We start from the raw sequence: 19,816 nt of genomic DNA, 5'->3' as shown, positions 1-19,816 counted from the left end.
GAGTTTACAACTCCTCAACTACCCGTTTCAAGCGACTTACCCGATTGGAATAGCGCGACATGATCCAGGTTAGCGGATTTTGATTTTCAATTGGCTGAAAGCTTTTCACCAGCTGCTCACAGCCGGAGAGCAATTCCATCGCTTTTGCTTCAATACCGGACAGCACGTTCGCCAAAGAGAAACCCTGTTTTTGCAACAAAACTTGCGAAAAACCGATCGGATTTTGCTGCTGCCATTTTAATTGCTCCCATTCTTCGATCATGCGCTCCGCTGCCGAGCTTTCTTCAAAGAGGGAGATCCAGAAGCGCCGGCTTTCGTCCTGCTTTGAAAAAAATTTCACAAAGGCAACGAAAGGAGCCGTATCGATCGTTTTGCGCAACGGCAAATACAGATCAAAGGACAACTTATTTTCCCGCTCCAGCATGTAAAGCTTCATCTTGGCTTCGTTGACCTGCTCAATCGCCTCTGCCAGCACCCGTATCGCTTCGACCTCACCCGCATCCGCCAACAATTGATAATAATAGCCGCTGAAAAAATCGCCTGCCAGTACGGTGAGCTGACGTGTGCGTTCGGCCGAGAGGGTTGCATCATAGGAAGTTTTCACCGTTTCATGTGTGTCCATTCCCAGTTGTACCAATCCGGTCGTGATGCACAAAATTTTCGATCTCTCCGCGTCCACCCCCTCTTCACGCAAATAAATATAGAGAAGAGCAAGGCGTTCCTCTGCTAACGCAGGGATATCAACGTATTTTTCCACAAAGGAAAGAGAGACCCGTTTGCTGATTTGTTCACTTATTTCTCTCAGTTCATTCATTACGGGTGTTTTTTCTATACTCATGAGTCCTCCTTCAAACGCCAACAGCCTGTACCTGAATCCTTTTAATCATATCATACTTCCTGATTATGGACTAACACTCTTAGCAAAAAAAGGATCAAATTGCACCGGATACGTCTCTTCAATGTAGGTTTTCATATCTTTAACCTGATCAGGCGGGATCAACTGGGCAACGGACTGCGGCCGATCGGCTTCGATCGCCACCAGCAGTTTCACCCCGGACTCCGCCTCGTTCTCTTCCAGCATGCGAAAATAAACATGCCGTGTGTTTTGCGTGTAATGAAATGCTTCATAAGCGACCTCGTAAAAATCCCTGTAAATCTCGGCAAGTTCAGCCTTCGCCGCAGAAGGGACCGAGAAATCAACAAAGATTGACTGGTTTTCCCATTTTACACGCTTAATATTATAATGTGTTTGCAGCAAAGTAAACAAATCCATCAGATTTTGCTCGCTCAACACAATCGGTTTTTCGGGACGAAACACGGTTACTTCCTGGGCGCTGTCTTGCCATTTTACGGTGGGCACAACAGACAGAAGCAATGCCAGCAGCGCCGAAGCAAAAAAAGCCGTCAGTAGATTGCGGAACATAGACATCCCTCCTCTACTTCATTGTACAAACAAAAAAAGCAGGCTATGCCTGCTTTTGTCCGTTATTCTTCCGTATCAATGACCCCGTGGCGGGTTTGAATAATCGCTTTTCCTCTTACTTTGATTGCGGAGGTATGTTCCGTGAACTGGGCAATCATCACTTCGCCCTTGTCCAGTTTTTCTGTATGATGAAAGCGGGTATCGGAGCCGCGTGTCAACCCGATTACAGTGACGCCGTTCTCCTTGGCTTTGATAACAAAAAAGTCCTGCATGTTATTAATGATGTTTTCCATTGTCGTCCCCCCTCGGCTGGCGAATTTGCCATTTTGTTTGCTAGTCTGCCCGTCCTGGAAAAGAATATGTTCCTTACCCTTGCTGATCCAGGCGACTCGTTATTTTCGCCACATATCGCCGCGTTTCCTCCGGCAACAAGTATGCCTTTTCTTCCAATTCCTCGTCATCATCGATCCCGAGCTGACGGATCCGTCCAGGTCCGGCGTTATAAGCGGCCAAAGCTACTTTTACATTGCCATCGAAACGTTGCAGCAGGCTTCGCAAATATTTGGTGCCGCCTTCCAGATTTTGCACCGGGTCGTACACATTGCGCACATGCATGGATCTGGCTGTGCTGTCCATCAGCTGCATCAGTCCTTTTGCGCCTGCGCGCGAGACGGCGTTTGGATTGAAATTGGATTCTGCTCTGACGACTTCTTTCACCAGGTCGGTGTCTACCCCATACTTTTTCGCGATCGTTTCGATTGTGTCCGTAATGGAGCGAACAGAAGCCGAGTTTTGGGTTGCTTCCCCTTGACCGCGGTCCGTTAGCGTCCCCGCAGAGAATCCTTTGTATCCAAAAGTAGGCGTTCCGTCCAGGTCGGCAATAATCTCTTCAGCGGTAATGACCCGCTGTCCGGCAGCGAGCCGGGCATCGAGCACATCCTGAAAAGCCGCATCTTCGCTTCCGCTGTCACCGATTGCGGCCAACGGGTTGAGAGACGGTTCCGTTATGTATCGAGACAGGTTTTGCAGCTGTGGAGTTACCTTCATGGAGCTCCAACCTTTCCTTGAAATCTACCCTCATTATAGAGGATTATCCGGTCCGCGCCAAGCAATATTTAGCATCAGCTAACCAAAATAAAAAAGCACTTCACTGCGAGCCAACTCGCCAAAGAAGTGCTTTCATATGGTCGGAATGCAGGGATTTGAACCCTGGACCTCACCCACCCCAAGGGTGCGCGCTACCGGGCTGCGCCACATCCCGATGATCATTCAGCTTCACCCGCTCATTAACGTTGCGTTAAAAACGGGATTCATCCGGAATTGCGTTACAAACGCTCTTTACCGAAGCAATCATAGTATAGCATGCAGACTCATACCCATGCAAGTATTTTGGGCTAAGTACCAAAAAAAATTTCCGCTGTGCGAGGAAGCGGAAAAACGCCTGTTTATCGGATGGTTCCGGATAAAAGGCGTTTTTTGTCCCTTTGCATTTACCGTCCGGACGATCGCTCGCGTCCCTTAAGCTTACAGCTTGATCAAATTGATCACTTCTGCCCGAGCTGCCGCATCTTGCTCGAAAACGCCGCGGACAGAGGTGGTGACCGTTTTCGCTCCCGGCTTCTTCACGCCGCGCATCGTCATGCACATATGTTCCGCTTCAACGACGACAACCACGCCATGCGGCTCGAGTTTTTTCATAATGGCATTGGCAACGGTCGAGGTGATTCTTTCCTGAAGCTGGGGTCTGCGCGCTACTGTTTCCACCGCCCGCGCCAGTTTGCTTAATCCCACTACGCGACCGCCGCGGGGAATATAAGCCACATGCGCCTTTCCAAAAAACGGAACAAGGTGATGCTCACACATCGAGAAAAACGGAATATCTTTAACGAGAACAATCTCCTCATGGTCTTCGCTGAAAATCGTCTCAAAATATTGCTCCTCGTCAACATCCAAACCTTCAAACGCTTCTGCGTACATTTTCGCTACTCTTTTCGGTGTATCGAGCAAACCTTCCCGGTCCGGATTTTCGCCTACGGCTTCCAAAATCATCCGAACTGCTTGTTCAATTTTCGCGTGATCAACACTCACTGTTTTCCTTCTCCTTTCCAAAAACCACATGGACATAAACCAAGCCCATCTTACCACAACCCCTGAAAAAAGCAAAACCGAAACTGTAAAAAAACTTCGCCAAACAGCAGCACTGCCAGCGAAGTTTCCGGTTCCGGCATCGTTTATAAACGATAAAAAATCCACATATACATGTGGATTTTTATGTAGGTTTTAATCGACTACAATTTACTTGATGGAGTCCTTTAATTGTTTTCCTGGTTTGAAAGCAGGAATTTTGCTGGAAGCAATCTCGATTTCTTCCCCGGTTTGCGGGTTACGACCTTTACGCGCCGCACGTTCACGAACCTCGAAGTTACCAAAACCGATCAATTGAACTTTATCACCGTTTTTCAACGCTTCCGCAATTGCATCCAAAACAGCGTCAACTGCTTTCGTCGCATCTTTTTTGGTGAGTTCGGTAGTCTCAGCTACTTTTGCAACTAATTCTGTCTTATTCATTCCTATTCACCTCCCCTCAAGGATTGCCGCTTCGGTATTATTTTTCTTTACTGAAATTCTTGGTTTTATACGCATTATGGTTAATTTTGCCGATCTGACAAGCTTATAGTAATATACCGTTATTGTAAATTCAAGCCTTTTCATGTCGAATTCTACCGAAAAAACAAAAAAGGCTTCCGGTTTACCGGAAGCTCCCCACTTTTTCTAGGTCTTTTTTCTCATTTTTATAAGATAATCGCAATTAACCCGCCGGACCCTTCGTTAATAATCCGGCCAAGCGTCTCCTGCAATTTATAGCGGGCGTTGTCCGGCATCATCGTAATTTTTGCCTGGATTCCTTCACGCACGATGGAATGCAGCGAGCGGCCAAAAATATCGGAGTTCCAGATGGAAAGCGGATCTTTGTCAAAATCCTGCATCAGGTAGCGCACCAGCTCTTCGCTTTGTTTTTCCGTACCAATGATGGGCGCAAATTCCGACTCAACATCTACCCGGATCATATGAATCGATGGTGCTGTTGCCTTCAGCCGTACACCGAAGCGGGGCCCTTGACGGATCATTTCCGGTTCGTCCAATGTCATCTCGTGCAGAGATGGGGCAGCAATGCCATATCCGGTCGTCCGCACCATATGTAATGCATCTGCGACCTGATCATATTCCCGCTTGGCGTGGGCAAATTCCTGCATAATCTTCAACAAATGGTCTTTCCCGGCGATCTCAACCCCGACGATTTCCATCAAGATGCGATCGTACAGTTCGTCCGGTGCATACAGATCGATCTCTGCCACACCTTGCCCCATATGCATCCCGGCCAAAGCCGCCCGCTCGATAAAGTCATATTCGCTAAACGAGCCGACCACCCGATCCACATCGCGCAGGCGGCGTATATCTTTAACGGTATCCCGTACAGCTTCCTCATAATTTTGACGAAGCCAGTGTCCATCTTCCAACACCATGACCCAGCTTGGCAGGTTCACATTTACTTCGTGTACCGGGAATTCATACAAGACTTCACGCAACAGCAGCAACACTTCCTGCTCGGTCAAATGATCGACAGACAACGCCAGAACCGGTACGTCATATTTTTCCTCCAATTCAGCTCGCAACGCTTGCGCCTCTTCGGAACGCGGCCGAGTGGAGTTGACCAAAATGACAAACGGTTTTCCTACTTCTTTTAATTCGTTGATGACTCGCTCTTCCGCTTCCACGTAACCATGACGGGGAATTTCTGCGATGGAACCGTCCGTCGTGATTACGATACCGATTGTGGAGTGTTCCTGGATAACCTTGCGTGTCCCCACTTCTGCCGCTTCCTCAAATGGAACCGGTTCCTCATACCAAGGGGTGTTCACCATCCGCGGACCATTTTCGTCTTCAAAGCCTTTCGCACCATGTACGGTGTAGCCAACACAGTCAACGAGGCGGACATTTATGGTAAGACCTTCTGCCACGTTTACTTGAACTGCTTGGTTCGGTACGAACTTTGGCTCTGTGGTCATAATGGTCCGTCCAGAGGCACTCTGCGGCAACTCATCCGTTGCGCGAATCCGTTCCGCTTCCGACGCAATGTTCGGAATGACCACCAACTCCATAAATCTTTTGATAAAAGTGGATTTTCCCGTCCGGACAGGACCAACTACTCCTAGATAGATATCACCGCCCGTTCGCTCTGCAATGTCCTTAAAGATGTCGATTCGTTCCACCATCGATGACCTCCTTTGAGTTTGTCTATTTTTACACTATGATTGTTTTTTCGAATTATCCCTCATAACCATTTTTTTTAGCGGAGAAATCTCGCACTCCAGTGAATGGACGATACCAGTTTATGTGGAAATAGAAACAATAGAACCAAAACAAGAAAAAGAAAAACCACCCGGCTTGCCGGCGGCTGATCCTTGTCCCTGACAAAGAGCAGCGCCGTGGCTCGAGTGGTTTTATGTAGTTATGGCAATTTTAACAGTCGGGGTTCATCTTTGACCATTTCATACGGAAACGATTTGGCCGGGACGAACATCGACTCGCGTGCGGCGACATACCGCGGGTCCGTATTCGGCGGAACCTCCGCCTTGCTGTTGCGCAGGATGACGGCAATGTCGGCGGCATAATCGATGCCGACTTCTCCCTTGGCATTGACAATCAGCGGCAACAGTTGGTTGCTTGCCATGCTGGGTACTTGCACCTCATCCATGCCAATCGCGTCAAAATCGATACGAAAATACCCGTTGCCGATGTCTTCCCCAATCGGCAGTTTCCCGCGGTTCGCCAAATAGCGGTCGACCGCCTGTTGAACGTCGGCCACTTTGCTGACAACGCTCAAGTTGATCAGTCTGACCGTGGGCTTCGTTTCCGGATCAATCAGGACATACTTGTAAACACCGCCCCGTTCAAAGGAATTGGCCGGTGCGTCCGGCAAGTACTTGGGCATTAACCGACTAAAATCAAGCTCATATTTTTCAAAGATCGGTGTATCCAACGGTTTCGTCACGATCGGCAAAACGCCGGTCTCCGTTTGGTACTGTTCGACCGCTTTTTGTGTTGCTTCCAGATAAAAACTGCTTGGCACCTGATTTTCGGCTCTTCTCTCTTTCGGATACATGCATCCCGAGAACAGCAACGACAAACAGGCCAGCATGCCAAGATACAGAAAAACGCTACGCTTTTGCCCTATCATGCGATATCTGACTCCTCTAGCTATAATCATCTTGCTCCCGCTTTTCCTGCTCCAGCAAAGCTTGGACAACCGTTTTCAGCTTGCTCTCCGGGACGAGGACAGTCACATCCCGTTCCGAAGCCTTTGCTTGACAAGCTAAACGGATTCCGCCGGACAAATCGGTTTCGCTCAATTTCCTTCGCTCCAGCTGCGTCGGCGGCGATAGAACCCCGCCCATATGCACAACTTTGCACATCAGGCAGGAAGCATGTCCGCCACAACGCTGGGGAATGAGCACGCGCGCGGCTCGAGCCAACGAAACAATCGTTTGGCCGGGACGCGTCCGCGTCGTTCTGCCGCTCGGCTGAAACGTAATCTTCCCCATTCGTCTCCCCCATTCAATATGGCTTGTGAACCAGCCGAACGCTTCCGGGCGTCTCGATTTTCATTTGACACCCCAATCGATATCCTTCCGTCCGCTCCGCCTTGCGCAAGCGTTTCTTTTCGGCCTCGGTCAGCGGATTGAGATATTCCATCCCTTCTTCGACTTTCGTGCGGCATTGGGCGCAGATCCCCCGCTCGCACAAATAACCCCAGGGCACATTGGCTGTCTTGGCGATTTGAACGATCGTTTGCCCTGTTTCGATCGGGAGGGTAAAAGCCCCTTGGCGTGAGCACATCGTCAGTTGTTCCATCCAAACTCCTCCTGCAAATTATGCACAAGCACTCGTTCTCGTTGATTATTATACAAATAAGACAAGGATGATCATAAACAAAATGGAGAGAAGCAACAGAAAGGCGATCGTTTTCAGAGCAAAACTGAGCATCCGGTTTTGCAGTTTTCGCGCGAAGATGACAAGAAAATTGCATACAAACATAAAAAAAATGGCCAGTAGTGATATGTTCATCTTGGTCATTGGATCAATTGACATCGCGATTGCAGCATCCTTTTCTCATTTTTGCCATTATTATAGCATACTTTCCGGGACACGAACCTAGTTTCGACATCTGGCATAGACTATGTTGACGATCGCCTATGGAGGGAAGAATATGAATAGTCGAAAATGGCGTAATCCTTATACTCCTCTCACGAAGAAGCTCGCTCGTGATACTGGTGGTCAAGCAGGTGTCCCACTCCCCAGCAAAAGTGTGGTACCAGCCGTGGATATTCGCTCCTCCGTCACCCGAATGCGAAACAATATCAAGGGGATCAGCAGTACGATCCGGCAGATGGAAGAGACAATGGATACGTTGTATGGAGCGATGGAGATGCTGGATTCCCTCGGAAAAACCAGCAGTAAAACAGCAACAGCGAAAAGTACCCCGGAGCAGACAAACAAGCGCGGTCTGCCTGAAAACGATCTCGCGGAGGAGTCGGCTGAGGCTTCCGCCAATCCTCTCGGCAATCTGGATTTGAACCAACTGATCAACTTGCTGCAATCGCCATTGGTTCAAGGATTGTTAAGCCAAACCGCCGCTTCGGGAAAAAGAAAAAAAGAGGGATGATTTCCCCTCTTTTTTTCTTGCTTGCTTCTGTAGATCAGCCATGTTCCTGTAGAGCATGATTGTTCCTAGTCTTACATTATGACATTTTTATAGCCGGGTAACGGTCATAATCGCCCATTTATTATTTCAGCAACTTCGCCAATGCTTGAAAATCGTTTGGGTTGACCTTGTTCTCGCGGAACATTTGGATGATTTTGTCTTCCTTTTCTTCCGATATAGAAGTGCCCGTAAGAGCGACAAGCGTTTTGATCAGTTGACGCAATTTCGTTTCATCGGCAAAGTCATTTTTGTTGACCTTACCGGCCAATGCACGAAGCTGCCCTTGATCCACCTGAAGTTTTCCTTGCAGTTTTTCTATCATCTTGCGCGACAAGTTGTTGCTCATCCAAACTCCTCCTTTTGCCCATGCGGTTTCACCCTATCGTATGTCAAAACCAGGCAAAAGGTGTGGCGTTTTTCCCTGAATCAAGGAATTACTGTTCCGGCATATCCAACTCGAATGTACGGCCCCGGCCCATCAAATCCTCCACTGCTTGCTGCGGCGATTTTCCATTAAACAGGATATCATGCAAAACGCGGGTGATCGGCATTTCCACTTGCTCACGAAGCGCCAATTCGTATGCCGCCTGGGTGGTCCGTACACCTTCCACCACCATTCCCATTTCACGCAGCACCTGATCCAGCGGTTTGCCTTGTCCGAGCATATAACCGGCACGCCAGTTGCGGCTATGTTTGCTGGTGCAGGTCACGATCAGGTCCCCGACTCCAGCCAGTCCCAAAAACGTCAACGGATTGGCCCCCAGCTTCGTCCCCAAACGGGTAATCTCAGCCAAACCGCGGGTCAACAAGGCGGCTTTTGCATTGTCGCCAAAGCCTAAGCCGTCGGACAAACCAGCCCCCAGCGCGATAATATTTTTCAAAGCACCGGCAATTTCCGCTCCGACCATGTCCGGATTGGTGTAAACCCGAAAATTGGGGGTCATCAACAAATCTTGCGCCTGCAGCATGCTTTCCGTGGACAATGAGGAAACGACCACGGTTGTCGGTGATTTGCGAATGACTTCTTCCGCATGGCTGGGCCCTGTCAAAACAGCCAACCGCTCGGCGATATCGCCTGCCAGTTCGTCGCGGATCACCTCTGACATTCGCTTCAGGCTTTCCAATTCAAAGCCTTTGGTGGCATGTATCAGCAGCACGTCAGGCTCCAGAAAAGGGCGCATCGCCTGCACGGTTTGCCGCATCGCATGCGAAGGGACGGCCAGAATGATTTCTTTCTTGCCCTTGACGACCGTCCCCAGGTCGGTTTCCGCGACAATCGCATCGGAAAGTCGGATGCCGGGCAAATATTTCGTGTTGCGATGCTGTTGATTAATCTCAGCCGCCGCTTCAAGGTTTCGCACCCAAAGGCGGACCTGGTGCTCGTTATCGGCGCAGACGGTGGCCAGAGCAGTGCCCCAGCTTCCCGCACCAATTACCGCTAGTTCTTTTGCCAAATCATTCTCCTCCACTTAATTGAGGTTTTTATTGACTTTTTCTCCCAGCTTGCGTTCGGTTCCACGCAGCAGATTGAGGATATTTTTATAATGGCGGATATAGGCAAACAGCATGATCAGCAAGCTAAACGCAGCGAGCATCGGCTGATGCGCGACCGTATAGAGCAAAATGGGCAGCAAGGTGACGAAAACAAGCGAGCCCAAAGAAACATACCGGGTAATGGCAATCACGATGATCGTCACGATGACTGCGATCAAAAAGGCAGTTGGCGAATAGCCCAATGCTACCCCAATGGTCGTGGCAATTCCCTTGCCTCCGCGAAATCCGAAAAAGACCGGCCAATTGTGCCCGATAATGGCAAATATTCCAGCAAAAGCATAAGCAAGTGTATCGCCGCCTGAAATCAGGTAGGCGATACCAAGTGCTGCCAAGCCTTTTAACAAATCAAGGAGAAGAACCAGGATAGCTGGGCCCTTTCCCAACACCCGCAGCGTATTGGTTGCTCCCGCATTTCCGCTGCCGTGCGAGCGAATGTCAATACCGGCGATCTTTTTGGCGATCAGATAACTAAAACTGATTGATCCGAGCAAATAGCCAATCACAATGGAAAACGCGTACTCCATGGTTTCCCTCTCCCTAGGTTTTTTTGCGTGTCAGGATACGTACGGGCGTACCTTCAAAAACAAACGCTTCTCTGATTTTATTTTCGATATAGCGCTCATAGGAAAAATGCATCAATTCCGGATCGTTGACAAACAGGATGAACGTTGGCGGCTTCACCGCTGCTTGCGTCACATAATTGATTTTCAGCCGTTTGCCTTTATCTGTCGGAGGCGGAGTCATAATCGTCGCGTCTGTCACAAGATCATTCAGCACTGAGGTTGGGACACGCATCGCATGCGCTTCCGCGACCTCGTTTACCTTCGGCAGGATCGTATGGATTCGCTGCTTGGTTTTCGCCGATACATAGAGGATCGGCGCGTAATCCAGATACTTGAATTCTTCTCGAATCAATTGGGTAAAATGCTGCATCGTTTTATCGTCTTTTTCCACAGCGTCCCATTTGTTAACGACAATGATCACGCCCCGCCCGGCTTCATGGGCATAACCGGCAATTTTCTTGTCCTGCTCGATAATTCCCTCTTCGCCATTCAGTACCATCAAGACCACATCGGAGTCTTCGATCGCTTTCATTGCGCGCATCACGCTGTACTTTTCCGTAGACTCGTACACTTTTCCGCGCTTGCGCATTCCCGCTGTATCGACGAGAACATATTGCTGGCCATCGCGTTCAAACGGCGTATCGATCGCATCCCTGGTTGTCCCGGCGATCTCGCTGACGATTACGCGTTCTTCCCCGAGAATTGCGTTGGTCAGCGAGGATTTGCCGACATTTGGCCGTCCGATGATGGAAACGCGAATGACATCATCCGGTCTGTCTTCCTCTTCTTTTGTCGGGAAATGCTTGACCACTTCATCCAACATATCGCCCAATCCGAGACCGTGGCTGCCGGAAATCGGGAACGGTTCTCCCAGTCCAAGCTGGTAGAAATCGTAGATCTCATTGCGCATATCCGGATTGTCCAATTTGTTGACTGCCAGCACAACCGGCTTTCCGGTTCGATTCAACATGCGGGCCAGTTCCAAATCGGCATCCGTTACCCCGATGCGTCCATCGGTAATCATAATAATCACATCTGCTTCGTCGATCGCCAATTCCGCCTGGTAACGCATTTGGGTTAAAATTTGATCATTTTCACCGAATTCAATACCGCCCGTATCAATCACATGAAAATTATGGTCAAGCCATTCACCCTTGGCGTAAAGTCGATCTCTGGTAACGCCTGGCTTGTCTTCCACAATAGCGATGCGTTCACCAACAAGCCGATTAAAAATGGTGGATTTGCCTACGTTCGGCCGACCCACAATTGCAACAACAGGCAATCCCATACTTTGCAACACTCTCTCTCATCATCTGTTTTTTATCCAAACTATCATACCATATTTTCCGAGCGGCCTACAAACAATCTCCCTGCACACCCAGACCGTTTATCCCCGTTTGCGCAACCAGTTGCCAATCGCCAGCTTTTCCTGCACAAAGCGCATCATCCGCCGAACGGTTGACCAGGACAGTGCGGCAGCCGCCCAAAACACCAGACTGGACCAGAGCAAATCTTGCGCATAGCCGCCGCCGATCTCCGGATTTTCTCCTCTGCCGAGAAAACTCAACGTATAAAATGCATCCGACAAAGGCATCGCCAACATAACCAGGAATAGTTGATACAGGCTGTTGCGAGTCATCACCAGCGCTATCGCATTAACGGCAACCGGCACCATTACAACTTCCTCCAGCAACAGCAGCACAGGGTCGCCAAACAATAATTTGCGCAAAAAATACAGCAGCATCGCGATAAAACAGCTGGCGACCAATAAATATCTGCGACGCCGTTCCGGAAGGAGATAATAGAGCCAGCCTGCTGCCAGCAGCGGCAAAAGCGCCCCGCTGATGTTGACGGAGATGGGCAAAAAGTAAAGCCGCCAGCTTACCATCGAGCAAAGCAAAATGGCGGTGACAATAGCCAGCATTTGTTTCCGGCTCAGCGAAATCCGGCGAAGCGGTTGGTCGAGACTGCCCATCCAGACCAGGCAGAGCAAGCACCATTGAATTACAAGTGACAGTACGCCATCATTCATCTTTTATCGCCTCGAACCCACATTCTTTTTCAAGAGTATGCCACAAAACGTATGGGTTCATTACGGATTTACAGATCCCGCCGGGCATAGCGATGGCAAGCAATCCCCCGCTGTTTTGCCCAAACGGCAAGTTCACCCGCGATCGTCAATGGCACTTTGCGCAGTTCGGCGCAAGTGGCAGCGCCCAAAGCAGTCATCGCGACGCGCAGCTGATGGTGCCACTCATCGATTGTCCTGAGGCAGTCTTCGAGCGATTCCTCTTGTACCAACCGCAAAAAAGCACCCGCCATTCCGACAGCAGAAGCTCCCAGAGCGAGCGACTTTGCTGCGTCCAGACCGTGCCGGATGCCTCCGGAGGCGATATATGTCAGTCGGAATCCGTCCACTTCACCGGCTTCCAGCAAGCTTTGCGCCGTCGTCAATCCCCAGTTGTCAAACATGTTCAACGGTTTGGCGCTGCGCTTGTTCTCTATGCGTGCGAAGTTTGTCCCGCCTGCTCCGCCGACGTCAACGATGCTGACTCCTGCTTCCGCCAATTGCCGAATCGTCTGCCGACTCATGCCAAAGCCGACTTCTTTGACGATGACCGGGACGGACAAATTGGAGGCAATCGCGGCGATCTGTTCCAAATAACCGGAAAAATCCCGGTCACCCTCCGTCATCAGCAACTCTTGCATTACGTTCAGGTGAATTTGCAAAGCGTTCGCTTCGAGCATGTCCACAACCCGTCTCGCCTGATCCACGCTGGCCTCAGCGCCGAGATTGGCAAAAATGATGCCATCCGGGTTCTCCCTTCGCACTACTGTATAGCTATCCGCCAATGCCGGATCGCGCAATGCGGCCATTTGTGACCCGACCGCCATGGCCAATCCTTTCTCTTTGGCGAGAATGGCCAACTTTTGATTGATCGTTGTTGTTTTTACAGCACCCCCTGTCATCCCATTGATGATAATAGGGGAAGCCAGCTCCAGAACATCCAGCTGGGTAGTCAGCTTTGTGTTTACATAAGATATATTAGGTAAACTATTGGGCACAAATGAAATGTCGTCCAACCCATTCTTTCCCGACTGTCCGGTTTGCAACGCAATTTGCACATGTTCCCATTTCCGAATCGAACGATCCAAGCCTCTGTTCCCTCCTTTCGGAAACCGATCCGACGTTTCCCGATGATCATGTTGCCAGGTTCTGGTTTGGCCGCTCATTTTGCGCAAGAGAAAAGGATACGCGTTCGACGACGTATCCCCTCTTCTTGTATCCGATGTTGATTTCGCCTTACTTCAGCTTTTCCCTCAGATCGCCAAACAGGTCACCCAAAGTTACACCCAACGGCTGGTTGTTTTCTTGCTGGAACGCTTGCTGCTCCCGTTTGTTCACTCGCTCCACCTGTTCTTCCCGATCTTCCTCCAACGCGCGGATGCTCAAGCTGATCCGTTGTTCGGCCGGATTAATATCGAGAATTTTCACCTGCACCTCTTGCCCTTCTTTCACCACTTCGCTCGGATTGTTGACGCGTTTGGTGGCCAATTGGGAAATATGAACCAATCCTTCGATGCCGGGAGCGATTTCCACAAACGCCCCAAAGCCGGCCAACCGCTTCACCGTACCGGTTACTACTTCGCCCGGTTTAAATTGTTCGGCGGCGGATTGCCAAGGACCCGGCTGTGTTTCTTTCATTGACAAGCTGATTCGCTCGTTTTCTTTGTCCACTTTCAAGACTTTTACTTTGACGCGGTCGCCTTCTTTCACAACATCGGAAGGTTTATCCACGCGATTCCAGGCCAGTTCGGACACATGCACCAAGCCGTCCACACCGCCGATATCGACGAAGACGCCGAAGTCGGTCAAGCGTTGAACAGTACCTTCCAGCACCTGACCTGCTTCCAGTTTGTCGAGCACTTGCTGGCGTTGGTTCTTCGCTTCTTCTTCCAGCACCGCTTTATGGGAAAGAATCACTTTGTTCTTTTCTTTATCCATTTCCACAACCTTCAATGTCAAGCTCCGTCCTTTGTAATCGGAGAAATCCTCAACAAAGTGGCGCTCGACCATCGAAGCCGGAATAAACCCACGCAACCCTACGTCAACGACAAGTCCACCTTTGACGATATCTTTCACTTCCGCTTCGATCACTTCGCCGGAAGCCATTTTCTGCTCCAGATCAGCCCAAGCTTTTTCGGCAGCAACCGCTTTTTTGGAAACAACCAGCTCTTCTTTTTCATCATTCAGTTTGATCACTTTTACTTCAAACTCATCTCCGACGGAAACAACATCGGCAACCTTATCCACATGCAAAGCGGACAATTCGCTGATCGGGATCAGCCCGTCGTATTTATATCCCACATCCACCAAAGCTTGTTTATCCTCCACTTTGGTTACCTTCGCTTTTACGACATCTCCCACTTGAATTGTCGCCACATCCGAAAGACTCACTGCATTTGTCATTTCATCCATAAGACTACCTCCTTAAATACCATCCGGTTCCAAACTGTTTCGATCCTTCTGGATAGTTATATATGTAACCACTGCCAGGGGCATGTAGTTAGCTGCTGTCCATTTTCTTACTGTAGGTTTATTATTCTTCCAATCGCGTCGTTCCATACGAAGTTATGGACATGAATTCCTACAGTCGATGTCGATCCAACAACGTTTGTATTTCGGCCATAATTTTTTCCGTAGTCAGCTTGTATGTGTCCGCACTGGCACTCATTGCACGTTGTTGGTAAAAATCAATCGGTTTCCCGAATACAACGGTTAATGGTTGAAAGAGTCGATATGATCCGATAATTGCCACAGGGATGACTGGGGCATCGCTTTTGTGCACGATCAGTCCCACACCGGTATAACCTTTCCCCAATCGCCCGTCCTTGCTGCGGGTCCCTTCGGGAAAAATGCCAAACAATTTTCCCTGTTCGAGCAATTGCAGCGCGGAACGGAGCGCGGTTCGATCCCCGACTCCCCTTTTCACCGGAAAAGCGCCAAACTTTTTGATCAAAAAGGATAAGACCGGAATGCGAAATAGTTCTTCTTTGGCCATATAGTGGATCTTACGGCGAAAACAGCTGCCGATCAAAGGCGGATCCAGTACCGAGATATGATTGGAGCAGAGGATAACTGGTCCTTCCTTAGGTATATGTTCCACACCGATAACTTGCCAGCGAAAAAAAACGGAAAAAAAGATGTGGAAGAGCTTCCAAAAGAACCGGTACAATCTCACTTTGCTCAGTCACCCGACTTTTTGCAAATATCCAGAAGCTGCTCAACAACTTCCTCTATGGAATGTCCCGTGGTGTCGACCAAAATGGCATCGTCAGCTTGCCGTAAGGGCGCTACTTCCCGCTCGCTGTCCCGTTTATCCCTCGCCTCGATCTCCGCTTCCAACTCTGCCAACGTGGCTGAATGGCCTTTTTGCGTCAACTCGGTCAAACGCCGCTTGGCCCGCTCTGTAATACTGGCGGTCAAAAAGATTTTCACATCGGCATCCGGCAAGACATGCGTTCCGATATCCCTTCCATCCATTACGACATTTCCTTCAGCAGCCAACTGCCGCTGCAAGTTGAGCATTTGCGCCCGCACCTGTCCGTGGCTGGCAACGATCGACGCTGCATTGCTGACGGCTGGAGTCCGAATCAATCCGGTAATATCCTGTTCATTCCAGAACACCTGCTGGCTGCCGCCATTTCTGCGCAGGTAAATCCGATTTTCCCGCAATAAATCTGCGACTGCAGACTCATCTGCCAAATCCAGATCCGCTTCCAGGGCGGCCCATGCCAAAGCCCGGTACATCGCTCCTGTATCGATATAAACATATCCAAGTTGTGCGGCCACTTTTTGGGCTACCGTGCTTTTGCCTGCCCCTGCTGGTCCATCAATAGCAATATTCATTATGTTTTCACCTGCTAAATTTAAGTCTGGTCGTGTAAGAAAAATAAAAAAAGCATCTATCAAATTGTTTCATCAAATAAGTAAGAAAAGCTTCATTGCGAAGCCTTTTTTGACAAATGCCACTTGTACCTGGACATCGAATAAAATTGCGGCGTCAACCCGGCAAGCGAGCCATTCTGTTAGTCAAAATCATACCATAGAATGGAAACAGGCGCAAACCTTATAAACTCCGGTTTACGCCTTCCAAGCGAACCGTTTCGATCAGAAAACTGCGCAAGGGTTCAAATTGCAGCATAATTTCACTCGCTACCAACAATAGCAAAAACACAAGCGTTGTTATGATAATCGCTTTTTCCAATGGACGAGCAAACCGATGATACTTCGCGTCAAAGTCGTCGTGAGTTGTCATGGCTTTCTCCTATCCTATTTTTTGGTCTTTACTCCAAAATACCCTTATTGCGCAATTCCAATTGACGCTGATAGCACGACCGTACGATTTGAGCTCGGTCTGCTTCCGACACCTTGGTAAATTTGACCGATACCCACTGGGGATAGCCTTCCTCCTCCGGTGGTTTGCAACGAACAACCTCCCCAACAACACGGGCATGCGCAATCGTTGCCGTCGATTTGTTTGGCAAGCATAGCCAGATGTTCAGCTCGTCCCCTTCGTTTAGCCGATAATGAACAGGACAGCTGAAAGACAGCCCGCCGCCGCTCAAGTCGATCGTTTTGGCAAGAAAATGATAGGCCCGCACTTTTTCATTCAACATAACGGCGATTTCGATTTGCAGTTCCACACGCACAAAATTTCGGCGCTGCGTCCGGATGATCTTGTCTTTCGGCGGGACTTTGATCATCAGCGTAGGAATCTGGTCCTTTCCTTTGCCAAGGATGGTGGTGTAAAAATGGTAATGGGAACCATCGGGACCAATGTACCAAAACTTGTACGGCGTTCCGCTCGGCAGAACTACGCTTCTTCCCGTTGAATCCGCAATCGGGATCTCAATCCACGCCAGCTCTCCTTGCATATCCGAGATCCGCGTCTTGAGCGTGCCCGCTTGTTGTGTTTCGGATTGTTTGTCCAATTCTATATAGATAATGTGTCCAATACGCGGAAGTACCAACCAAAAAGCCCCTTTCGTCTACATTCCCCTTTCCATTATAAACTGTTTGACAGGCAGACGAAAACAGGAAAGGCGGTTTTTGCGCCCTTCCTGTGAGAAGTTTTTTTGGCTAGCGGGAATCCATCTTGACGATTTCTTCTTCATCGCCGTTTTCCGCATTAATGTAAATCATGTACGTATTCCCGTCAAACTGGCTGGCAAATTCGTAGCAAAGAACTTCCTTGCCGTCGTTTTTCCCTTCAATCAAAGCCAGATTTTGCGAGGTGACTTTGATATGCGGGTTCAGTTTCGCCCGCGCTTGCTTGCTGTTCAGCTTCGGTTGCGGGATTTCGCGTTGTTTATGATTAAACAAATATTGTGTGGAGTGGAAGCCATTTACGTCTCCCGTATCCAATGCCACCTTCACCGTGACCGCGTCGGGATAAATCCGCACCCCTTTGACTTCCGGCACAAAGGTAAACACCGCCAATCCGCCATAACTGTCTCGTTCCGTGGCCACCATCGCCCCGTATCCATGCGATTGCAAAAACTGTGTCGCCCGCTGTTCGGCCTGACTCATGTTCAGCTTTTGCTGGCCGATGTCTCGCTCATTTAACAGCCAAACGACGTGTCCGCCTTTTTTGGTAATATCGAGATTGATCGGGCTGCGCAGCTGGTTGCTGGTAATCCGTACGCTGTAAGCGTTATTTTGCCCGTCTTTGCCGTTGTCGACGACTTGAACATTGGCCAATCGTTCATCCATCCCGACAAATTCAAGCGCTTTTTGCTTGGCTTGTTCTGGACCGACAGGTTTGCCATCCAGGCCTTTTATGCGAATTTGCTCTTTTCGGTCTTTGTTTTGGATGCCAGGCCCCCAATCAACCTCCGGAAATTCTTGAACGGTCTTGTCCACCGAACGGAAGCCGTCGACAATCGTATTATCCGATTTTTTGTCATCACCCGCTATCGCTGTTTCCACGTCCATCCAGCGCAACCGTTTGTCGATGACATTGGATTGAACTTTCACCAGCTGCTCCCGGATTTTTTTGGAGTGGTTGTAGAGATTTTGCAGCGTGGAATATTCCTTTTCGCTCAACGGTTGCTTGTCCAGGTCGCGAATGGCGACCCCGTATGAAAAATCGGCGACTTTTGACAAAAATTCTTCCGTATTGTTAAAAGGGACCAATGTCAGCGGAAGTTGCCCGACATCCGATTGAGCGGCATAGGCTAATCTCCATACATTGGTGAGACAAGGCGCTTCCTGCTTGCGTGAATTGACCACCAATGCCTTTCCCAGTTCATCATGCAATTTATTTAGATTGTAGTTTAAATCGTGAAAAGCCCGTTGGTACTGGTTTTCTGCCTTAATCAGGATGGAGTTCTTTTCATTATGCTCCTGATACCCCCACATGCCGGCCCCGATCAAAGCGACGACCGCAACCGGAAACAGGACGCGGGCTGTATGTCCATAAATCATGTCACGCATGGCCTCCTTTCAATATGTACCTGTCAGATGGCTCCAACCAGGTGGTTTTGTGCATAGTGTGAGTGAAGCGCTGGGGCTTTATACAAAAAAAGAAAGAACCGGTTCATACCAGTTCTTTCCATCAAGATTCTTCCAAAATGTTGAAGTGTTGATCATTATTGCACAAGCATTGTTTAAATCCCGTCTCGATTCTTCCTTCTTGGCCGCGGCGGCCCCTGAGCGTAAATTTTTCGCCGCATACATTGCATTGAATCGTCACTTTTGCTCGCTGATTTTTTGCCAAAACTCATTCCTCCTCTGTTTTAGTTTGGACGAGTTTTGGCTATTTTAGAATCGAATTCGTGGGCAAGCCGGACTTTTTTTAAACCTTGCCACCAAAGCAACACCATAAACGGCAAAATAAACCAGGGCCAATACTGGTTGGAAAAAATAAGATTATAGAGGGCATGCAGCAACATCGGCAACAGCATCGAAACCAACACGAATCGCTGTCTTTTGTGCTCTTCTGCAGAAAATTTGCCCAAACCGAGATAGTACCCCATCCAAACACCAAACAGGGCATGGCTGGATACCGGAAGGAAAGCCCGCCAAATGGCCACATTCAATCCGTTGATTACCAAATAAAAGAAATTTTCCAACGTGGCAAAGCCCAAAGAGACGGCGACCGCATAGACGATCCCGTCATAAGGCTCGTCAAATTCGACGTGCTTGTAGGCGGTATAATAAACGACAATCCACTTAAAAAACTCTTCCACCATAGCGGAGTTCAGAACCGATTGAAGAATTTGTCCCTGCAAATTCCACTCCGTCTGCATGATATGCTGCAGGATCATGATGGGAAAGACAACCAGCACACCAAAAAAAAAGGTGCGTATCACCATTGAAACGGGTTCTGGCCGCAGACTGTCACGCAAATAAAAATAACTGAGCAAGGCAATCCCTGGGGCAATTGCCGCACTGATGATGGCAAACATAAAGAGCATTGCTCCTTTACATAAACTAACATTCATCGT

Annotated in this window: 26 protein-coding genes and 1 tRNA gene; 1 reads left to right on the top strand and 26 read right to left on the bottom strand. The window is 49.1% G+C overall.

Annotated elements, in window-relative coordinates; genetic code table 11:
- Positions 1 to 4: 4 nt before the first annotated feature.
- The 12 genes from JOD01_RS01500 to JOD01_RS01445 form a co-directional block, all read right to left on the bottom strand.
- On the bottom strand, positions 5 to 838 hold the full coding sequence (locus JOD01_RS01500; protein ID WP_204516438.1) for a heptaprenyl diphosphate synthase component 1: 834 nt from the start codon (positions 836 to 838) through the stop codon (positions 5 to 7).
- Positions 839 to 901: 63 nt separating this feature from the next.
- The gene (locus JOD01_RS01495) at positions 902 to 1,423 is read right to left on the bottom strand and encodes a hypothetical protein (RefSeq protein ID WP_204516437.1); all 522 of its coding nucleotides are present in this window, start codon (positions 1,421 to 1,423) and stop codon (positions 902 to 904) included.
- Between the two features lie 62 nt (positions 1,424 to 1,485).
- Complete coding sequence (gene mtrB, locus JOD01_RS01490) at positions 1,486 to 1,716, bottom strand: trp RNA-binding attenuation protein MtrB (protein WP_204516436.1); 231 nt, start codon at positions 1,714 to 1,716, stop codon at positions 1,486 to 1,488.
- 73 nt (positions 1,717 to 1,789) lie between these two features.
- Positions 1,790 to 2,470, bottom strand: coding sequence for a lytic transglycosylase domain-containing protein (locus JOD01_RS01485; protein WP_204516435.1), 681 nt, complete (start codon positions 2,468 to 2,470; stop codon positions 1,790 to 1,792).
- 137 nt (positions 2,471 to 2,607) lie between these two features.
- A tRNA-Pro gene (locus tag JOD01_RS01480) sits at positions 2,608 to 2,684 on the bottom strand.
- A gap of 263 nt (positions 2,685 to 2,947) precedes the next feature.
- Positions 2,948 to 3,511, bottom strand: a complete 564-nt coding sequence (folE, locus tag JOD01_RS01475) for a GTP cyclohydrolase I FolE (protein ID WP_338028500.1) — start codon at positions 3,509 to 3,511, stop codon at positions 2,948 to 2,950.
- 207 nt (positions 3,512 to 3,718) lie between these two features.
- On the bottom strand, positions 3,719 to 3,991 hold the full coding sequence (locus tag JOD01_RS01470; protein ID WP_204516434.1) for an HU family DNA-binding protein: 273 nt from the start codon (positions 3,989 to 3,991) through the stop codon (positions 3,719 to 3,721).
- 224 nt (positions 3,992 to 4,215) lie between these two features.
- On the bottom strand, positions 4,216 to 5,694 hold the full coding sequence (spoIVA, locus tag JOD01_RS01465; RefSeq protein WP_204516819.1) for a stage IV sporulation protein A: 1,479 nt from the start codon (positions 5,692 to 5,694) through the stop codon (positions 4,216 to 4,218).
- A 239-nt stretch (positions 5,695 to 5,933) separates the two neighbouring features.
- Positions 5,934 to 6,662 (bottom strand): DUF3939 domain-containing protein, encoded by a 729-nt coding sequence (locus JOD01_RS01460; protein WP_204516433.1) that lies wholly within the window; start codon positions 6,660 to 6,662, stop codon positions 5,934 to 5,936.
- Positions 6,663 to 6,678: 16 nt separating this feature from the next.
- Positions 6,679 to 7,026 (bottom strand): 2Fe-2S iron-sulfur cluster-binding protein, encoded by a 348-nt coding sequence (locus JOD01_RS01455; protein ID WP_204516432.1) that lies wholly within the window; start codon positions 7,024 to 7,026, stop codon positions 6,679 to 6,681.
- A gap of 13 nt (positions 7,027 to 7,039) precedes the next feature.
- Positions 7,040 to 7,336, bottom strand: coding sequence for a 2Fe-2S iron-sulfur cluster-binding protein (locus JOD01_RS01450; RefSeq protein ID WP_204516431.1), 297 nt, complete (start codon positions 7,334 to 7,336; stop codon positions 7,040 to 7,042).
- 48 nt (positions 7,337 to 7,384) lie between these two features.
- Entirely contained in the window at positions 7,385 to 7,573 is a 189-nt protein-coding gene (locus tag JOD01_RS01445; protein ID WP_204516430.1) for a DUF2768 family protein, read from the bottom strand.
- Positions 7,574 to 7,691: 118 nt separating this feature from the next.
- On the opposite strand from JOD01_RS01445, the gene JOD01_RS01440 reads away from it, so the two are divergent.
- Positions 7,692 to 8,147: a hypothetical protein gene (locus JOD01_RS01440; RefSeq protein ID WP_204516429.1), complete on the top strand. Its 456-nt coding sequence runs from the start codon at positions 7,692 to 7,694 to the stop codon at positions 8,145 to 8,147.
- A 121-nt stretch (positions 8,148 to 8,268) separates the two neighbouring features.
- On the opposite strand, the gene JOD01_RS01435 is transcribed toward JOD01_RS01440, so the two are convergent.
- The 14 genes from JOD01_RS01435 to prsW form a co-directional block, all read right to left on the bottom strand.
- Positions 8,269 to 8,532: a stage VI sporulation protein F gene (locus JOD01_RS01435; protein ID WP_204516428.1), complete on the bottom strand. Its 264-nt coding sequence runs from the start codon at positions 8,530 to 8,532 to the stop codon at positions 8,269 to 8,271.
- An 88-nt stretch (positions 8,533 to 8,620) separates the two neighbouring features.
- Entirely contained in the window at positions 8,621 to 9,640 is a 1,020-nt protein-coding gene (locus JOD01_RS01430; RefSeq protein WP_204516427.1) for an NAD(P)H-dependent glycerol-3-phosphate dehydrogenase, read from the bottom strand.
- A 15-nt stretch (positions 9,641 to 9,655) separates the two neighbouring features.
- On the bottom strand, positions 9,656 to 10,264 hold the full coding sequence (plsY, locus tag JOD01_RS01425; RefSeq protein ID WP_204516426.1) for a glycerol-3-phosphate 1-O-acyltransferase PlsY: 609 nt from the start codon (positions 10,262 to 10,264) through the stop codon (positions 9,656 to 9,658).
- A gap of 13 nt (positions 10,265 to 10,277) precedes the next feature.
- Positions 10,278 to 11,591 carry a ribosome biogenesis GTPase Der gene (gene der, locus JOD01_RS01420; RefSeq protein WP_204516425.1) on the bottom strand — a complete coding sequence of 438 codons (1,314 nt, stop codon included), beginning with the start codon at positions 11,589 to 11,591 and terminating at the stop codon, positions 10,278 to 10,280.
- Between the two features lie 99 nt (positions 11,592 to 11,690).
- Positions 11,691 to 12,335 (bottom strand): YphA family membrane protein, encoded by a 645-nt coding sequence (locus JOD01_RS01415; protein WP_204516424.1) that lies wholly within the window; start codon positions 12,333 to 12,335, stop codon positions 11,691 to 11,693.
- A gap of 68 nt (positions 12,336 to 12,403) precedes the next feature.
- A complete protein-coding gene (gene fni, locus JOD01_RS01410) occupies positions 12,404 to 13,459 on the bottom strand; it encodes a type 2 isopentenyl-diphosphate Delta-isomerase (protein WP_204516423.1) in 1,056 nt (351 codons plus the stop codon).
- 148 nt (positions 13,460 to 13,607) lie between these two features.
- Positions 13,608 to 14,783: a 30S ribosomal protein S1 gene (gene rpsA, locus JOD01_RS01405; RefSeq protein ID WP_204516422.1), complete on the bottom strand. Its 1,176-nt coding sequence runs from the start codon at positions 14,781 to 14,783 to the stop codon at positions 13,608 to 13,610.
- A 169-nt stretch (positions 14,784 to 14,952) separates the two neighbouring features.
- Entirely contained in the window at positions 14,953 to 15,546 is a 594-nt protein-coding gene (locus tag JOD01_RS01400; RefSeq protein ID WP_204516421.1) for a 1-acyl-sn-glycerol-3-phosphate acyltransferase, read from the bottom strand.
- A 5-nt stretch (positions 15,547 to 15,551) separates the two neighbouring features.
- Complete coding sequence (cmk, locus tag JOD01_RS01395) at positions 15,552 to 16,214, bottom strand: (d)CMP kinase (RefSeq protein ID WP_204516420.1); 663 nt, start codon at positions 16,212 to 16,214, stop codon at positions 15,552 to 15,554.
- A 220-nt stretch (positions 16,215 to 16,434) separates the two neighbouring features.
- On the bottom strand, positions 16,435 to 16,623 hold the full coding sequence (locus JOD01_RS01390) for a hypothetical protein (RefSeq protein ID WP_204516419.1): 189 nt from the start codon (positions 16,621 to 16,623) through the stop codon (positions 16,435 to 16,437).
- Between the two features lie 28 nt (positions 16,624 to 16,651).
- Positions 16,652 to 17,338 carry a flagellar brake protein gene (locus JOD01_RS01385; RefSeq protein WP_204516418.1) on the bottom strand — a complete coding sequence of 229 codons (687 nt, stop codon included), beginning with the start codon at positions 17,336 to 17,338 and terminating at the stop codon, positions 16,652 to 16,654.
- A gap of 109 nt (positions 17,339 to 17,447) precedes the next feature.
- On the bottom strand, positions 17,448 to 18,794 hold the full coding sequence (ypeB, locus tag JOD01_RS01380) for a germination protein YpeB (RefSeq protein ID WP_204516417.1): 1,347 nt from the start codon (positions 18,792 to 18,794) through the stop codon (positions 17,448 to 17,450).
- A gap of 130 nt (positions 18,795 to 18,924) precedes the next feature.
- Positions 18,925 to 19,086, bottom strand: a complete 162-nt coding sequence (locus JOD01_RS01375) for a hypothetical protein (protein ID WP_204516416.1) — start codon at positions 19,084 to 19,086, stop codon at positions 18,925 to 18,927.
- 19 nt (positions 19,087 to 19,105) lie between these two features.
- Positions 19,106 to 19,777, bottom strand: coding sequence for a glutamic-type intramembrane protease PrsW (gene prsW, locus JOD01_RS01370; protein WP_204516415.1), 672 nt, complete (start codon positions 19,775 to 19,777; stop codon positions 19,106 to 19,108).
- Between the last annotated feature and the right edge of the window lie 39 nt (positions 19,778 to 19,816).

The sequence above is a fragment of the Brevibacillus fulvus genome, assembly GCF_016908525.1.
Classification (GTDB): Bacteria; Bacillota; Bacilli; order Brevibacillales; family Brevibacillaceae; genus Brevibacillus_G; species Brevibacillus_G fulvus.
Note: the sequence above shows the minus strand (reverse complement) of the source record. Positions and strands in the feature narration are given on the sequence as shown.